This window comes from SAR324 cluster bacterium, from assembly GCA_029245725.1.
Lineage (GTDB): Bacteria > SAR324 > SAR324 > SAR324 > NAC60-12 > JCVI-SCAAA005.
The window spans coordinates 1-4,409 of the sequence record JAQWOT010000104.1; the positions used below are offsets into that span (position 1 = coordinate 1).

Annotated in this window: 6 protein-coding genes; 5 read left to right on the plus strand and 1 reads right to left on the minus strand. The window is 49.2% G+C overall.

What is annotated here, in order from left to right; genetic code table 11:
• Positions 1 to 158: 158 nt before the first annotated feature.
• From P8O70_04670 to P8O70_04690, 5 genes are all read left to right on the plus strand, one after another.
• Entirely contained in the window at positions 159 to 1,181 is a 1,023-nt protein-coding gene (locus P8O70_04670) for an ABC transporter permease (GenBank protein MDG2196174.1), read from the plus strand.
• 68 nt (positions 1,182 to 1,249) lie between these two features.
• On the plus strand, positions 1,250 to 2,311 hold the full coding sequence (locus tag P8O70_04675; protein ID MDG2196175.1) for a substrate-binding domain-containing protein: 1,062 nt from the start codon (positions 1,250 to 1,252) through the stop codon (positions 2,309 to 2,311).
• A 21-nt stretch (positions 2,312 to 2,332) separates the two neighbouring features.
• Positions 2,333 to 3,373 (plus strand): S-methyl-5-thioribose-1-phosphate isomerase, encoded by a 1,041-nt coding sequence (mtnA, locus tag P8O70_04680; GenBank protein ID MDG2196176.1) that lies wholly within the window; start codon positions 2,333 to 2,335, stop codon positions 3,371 to 3,373.
• 112 nt (positions 3,374 to 3,485) lie between these two features.
• Positions 3,486 to 3,704, plus strand: a complete 219-nt coding sequence (locus P8O70_04685; GenBank protein ID MDG2196177.1) for a hypothetical protein — start codon at positions 3,486 to 3,488, stop codon at positions 3,702 to 3,704.
• Positions 3,705 to 3,723: 19 nt separating this feature from the next.
• Positions 3,724 to 4,128 (plus strand): RuBisCO large subunit C-terminal-like domain-containing protein, encoded by a 405-nt coding sequence (locus tag P8O70_04690; GenBank protein MDG2196178.1) that lies wholly within the window; start codon positions 3,724 to 3,726, stop codon positions 4,126 to 4,128.
• A gap of 69 nt (positions 4,129 to 4,197) precedes the next feature.
• Here the strand turns inward: P8O70_04690 and P8O70_04695 are convergent.
• Positions 4,198 to 4,409 (minus strand): hypothetical protein (locus P8O70_04695; protein MDG2196179.1); only part of this gene is annotated, 212 nt, incomplete at its 5' end.

The window sequence follows — 4,409 nt, forward strand, 5'->3', positions numbered from 1 at the left end:
GGTGCTGGTGCTCGCTGCAGATCTCGATGAAATTCTGGAAGTAGCCGATCGAGTTCTGGTGCTCAATCGGGGACGTCTGATGGGAGAACAAAACCGTAATTCAATTGACCGAACGCAGCTCCTTGACTGGATTTCTACCACCGAAACAAAATTCGCCCATGCCTGAAGCTACAAAAACTGACAAAGGTGGAACTTCCAATAATTGGGATGCCAAGCAATTTGCCATTCGCTATGGATTTTTGATTGTGATGGCTGCCTTATACCTGTTGTTCAGCATTTTGGAACCTGCCTTTTTGACCTGGAGTAATCAGTTTTCCATTCTATTGGGCATCGCGATTTATGGCATTCTCGCACTTGGTGTCACTTTTACCCTAGTTGTGGATGGCTTGGATCTATCCATTGGCTCCGTCGCGGCTCTGAGTGTGATGATCTCCTCCTACTGCATGGTTGTATTGGAGCAGGGTGCCGTGATTAGTGTGATTATTTGCCTCCTGCTAGGTGCCTTGGTTGGACTCCTCAACGGTCTATTGATTGTTAAGATGAAGATCCCCGATTTGCTAACGACACTGGGGATGATGTTTTTGATTCAAGGACTTCAGCTAATCCCCTCTGCAGGTCGTACTATTAGTGAAGGTATGCTGATGGAGGACGGGGAGGAAGCAATGGGGTTTTTTGATCCGAGCTTTCTTTATCTTGGGCAAGGCCGTCTCTTCGGAGTAATTCCAATTCCAGTGATTGTCATGCTGGTGATCGCTCTCCTTGTTTACATTGTTCTGGACCATACACGTTGGGGTCGAGTGATGTACGCCATTGGTGGAAACCCAGAGGCCACTCGACTGGCTGGAGCACCTGTTAATTTATATCGAATTATGGCTTACGTGATCAGCGGCACGATTGCATCGATTGGTGGAGTGCTCCTGGTAGCCCGAGTTGGAGTTGGAGACATCACCAGCGGTACAGGGTTGCTGCTGGATGCGGTCGGGGCTGCCTTGATTGGCTTCGCAGTTTTTGGAGTTCGACGACCAAATCCGTTTGGCACTCTCGTCGGAGCCATCTTCATTGGGGTTCTATTGAGCGGCTTAACAATGTTGAGCCTGCCCTACTACACCCAGGATTTTATCAAAGGCGGAGTGCTGGTCCTCTCGCTGATGTTTACTTTTGCGCTGGCAAAGCGCTCCTAGACCTTCCCTTGCGGAAGTTCCCGCAGAGATTTTTTCTCTGCCTTATTTCCTTTCTCATGGAGATTCAGATGAAAAAGATGCTGTCCGCAGCTTGCTCCCTTTTGTTCCTCTTGATCACAACGACTACGCTTTGGGCCCAGATTGCTGGGGCTCCTCCGCCATTTGATGGATCTAAAAAGCTCAAAGTTGCCTTGGTTCAGCTTTTGGTGGAAGGCGAATTTATGCAGACCTTCCGCTCTGGAGCCAAACGGCAGGCTGAGATGCTGGGTATGGAATTCCTGGCATTGAATACAAAAAATGCCGATAACAAAGCCCAGGCTGATGCCGTGGATCGTGCGATCAGTCTTGGAGTGGATGCAATCCTGCTGAGTCACGGACGACCAGAGACGATGCGAGAGCCCATCCAGCGAGCCTTGGCGAAAGGGATCAAAGTGGTCGCATTCGACATCTACTTCGAAGATCTGACCAATATCGTTACCCACATGGCCCAAGATGATGTCCTGCTGGGTCAAATGGCACTGGACGCCTTAGTGGCTGATTTCAATGGCCAAGCAAACGTTGGGTATATCTACATTCCAGGTGTTCTACCACTGGACAAGAGAGATACCAGCTTCACCAAGGTCAAGCAGGAATACCCAGGTATCAAGGAAATCGCCCGTCATGGCTCCCTCGAGTCACCGATCTCCACCAAGAATGCTGATCAGGTGAAGGCTACGATGCAGGCAAACCGCAATATCAACGCCTACTTTGCACCTTATGATGAGTTTGCAAAAGGGGTTGTGATCGCCCTGCGTGAACTGAACATGAGTGACAAGGTGAAAGTCTACAGTGCCGACATCAGCACCGTTGATATTCGTCAGATGACCCAGGATGGAAGCCCTTGGGCTGCGACCGCTGCTACGAACCCTGCTGCAATTGGCGCAACTGGGATTCGAGCTTTGGCCATGAAACTGACCGGGGAGTGGCTGCCACAAGAAATCACGATTCCACCTATGCTCTTCACCCAGAAGATGCTACGTGACAACAATGTTCAGCGGTTCAATGATCTCTTTGAGAAATTCCCAGAGTTCAATACCGTTGATCGAGCTAGCGCAACTTGGATTCCCAGAGATTCCTCAGGCAAGTTCTAAACTCCTATTTTTGAGAACTCTATGAGCCTCCCGTTGAGCCTTCAATGGCAAGAAGATGAGCTGATCATGTTGGATCAGACCTGTCTACCCATCGAAGAAGTGATGTTGCGACCAAAGACGGTCGACGCTGTCTTTGAAGCCATCAAAATGCTTCGGGTACGGGGGGCCCCTGCGATCGGGATTGCGGGTGCTTATGGACTGGTCATCGCCATGCAGCACCAGCGCAACCTCACTTGGCCAGAGTTTCTTTTGGAAGCAGAACGCCAAGTGGATTATCTCAACAGCGCTCGACCCACTGCGGTGAATCTAAGTTGGGCACTCAAGCGAATGATTGGAAAATTAAATGATCAGCACGACAGCGAAACCGCATATCAGGTCTTGTTAGAAGAAGCCAAGGTCATTCATGAAGAAGATCGAAAGCTCTGTCGGGGTATTGGTGAAAATGGACTCTCGCTCATCGAAGAGGGGATGGGAATTCTGACTCATTGCAATGCAGGTGGATTGGCAACCAGTGAGCTTGGAACTGCGCTGGCCCCAATGTATCTGGCCCATGAAAAGGGCATCAGTTTCCAAGTTTATTCGGATGAAACCAGACCACTACTCCAGGGCTCTCGACTGACAGCTTGGGAACTACGGCAAAGCGGGATTGATGTGACCACGATTTGCGACAACATGGCCGCCGTGATGATGCAAGAAGGCAAGATTGATGTGGTTATCGTGGGTACTGATCGGGTTGCGGCCAACGGAGACGTTGCCAACAAGATTGGCACCTTCAGCGTAGCGATACTGGCAAACTATTTCAAAATCCCTTTTTACGTGGCCTGTCCAGCGTCCACTATCGATCTAAACACCCCAACTGGTGCCGAGATTGTGATTGAAGAACGAGCGCCTGAAGAGGTGACAGCTTTCGGAGAACGTAGAACCGCACCAATCGATATCAAGGTGAGAAATCCTGCCTTTGACGTCACACCTGCAAATCTAGTCACTGGCATCATTACCGAACAGACGATTCTTCGAGCATCATACGCTGAATCGATTCGTCAGACCTACGGTTCAGCCTGAGAAGGATTAGAGCATACCCCAGTTTTGCAAATGGGAACCCAGTTACAAGGAACCACCAAGCCCTCCTTTGCCACTGACTGCTTTCAATGAGTGCATCCCCGGTTCAGTTCTGATGAATTCACGCTTTCAAGTCCAGTATCGATTAGCCTGCCCACTCTCAGAGGTTGCTGAAGTTGCCAATCAAATTGCCTTTGAGCAAAGTGTCTATCACCCACCCCATCTCGTGGCTCTCAGTTTTCTAAAGAATGAAATCGCTGGACACGTTGAAGAACTAACTGCCCTCAACGAACATCATTCTCAGGTCTCAATCAGCTTTCTGAGTGAGACCTGAGAATGAAATTACGCAATTGATGAACGTTCTTTATGGCAATATCAGCTTGACGAAAGGAGTTCAGGTTACAGATCTTCAGCTCTCTTCAGACTTAAAGGCGTACTTCACTGGACCACGCTTTGGCATAACTGGGATTCGTGAACGCCTGGGCATCTCTAAAGGCGCACTAATGATGGCTGATATCGAACCTTTGGGGCGCAGCACCAATGAGCTTGCTGAGTTGACATATTGTTTCGCCAAGGGAGGAGTAGATTTGATGATCGATGAACATCTGATTACTGATCAATCCTGGAGTCCTTTTCGAGAGTGCGTCCATGCCTGTTGTAAAGCTGTTGAGCGAGCGAACGCAAAGACCGGAAGAAAGAGTTGCTATGTTCCAAACATTACCTCCTCTGTGGAAGAAATGATGCTTAGGGCAAATTGAGCCGCTCGATACGGGGCTGGTGGTCTCTTGGTTTGCCCTGGGTTGAACAGTTTTGAGAGTTTTCACCGACTAAGCCAAAGTTGAAAACCAGGCCTGCCAATCATCGTCTAACCTGCTTTCTTGGGTCCATTTATCCTCTCCCCCAACCAAGGAATCTCTGTTGGGCTCTTGTTCGGAACAATTTTTCGGATGGCAGGAGCAGATTATGTCATGTTCCCGATCCCAAGCTAACGATTCAGTTTTGAAGCTGCAGACTGCAAAGATGTGATTGACCGCTGCTA

Bases quoted from the DNA above. Each gene is read 5' to 3' on its own strand.
- P8O70_04670 (MDG2196174.1), top strand. From the start codon at position 159: ATGCCTGAAGCTACAAAAACTGACAAAGGTGGAACTTCCAATAATTGG.
- P8O70_04675 (MDG2196175.1), top strand. From the start codon at position 1,250: ATGAAAAAGATGCTGTCCGCAGCTTGCTCCCTTTTGTTCCTCTTGATC.
- mtnA (MDG2196176.1), top strand. From the start codon at position 2,333: ATGAGCCTCCCGTTGAGCCTTCAATGGCAAGAAGATGAGCTGATCATG.
- P8O70_04685 (MDG2196177.1), top strand. From the start codon at position 3,486: ATGAATTCACGCTTTCAAGTCCAGTATCGATTAGCCTGCCCACTCTCA.
- P8O70_04690 (MDG2196178.1), top strand. From the start codon at position 3,724: ATGAACGTTCTTTATGGCAATATCAGCTTGACGAAAGGAGTTCAGGTT.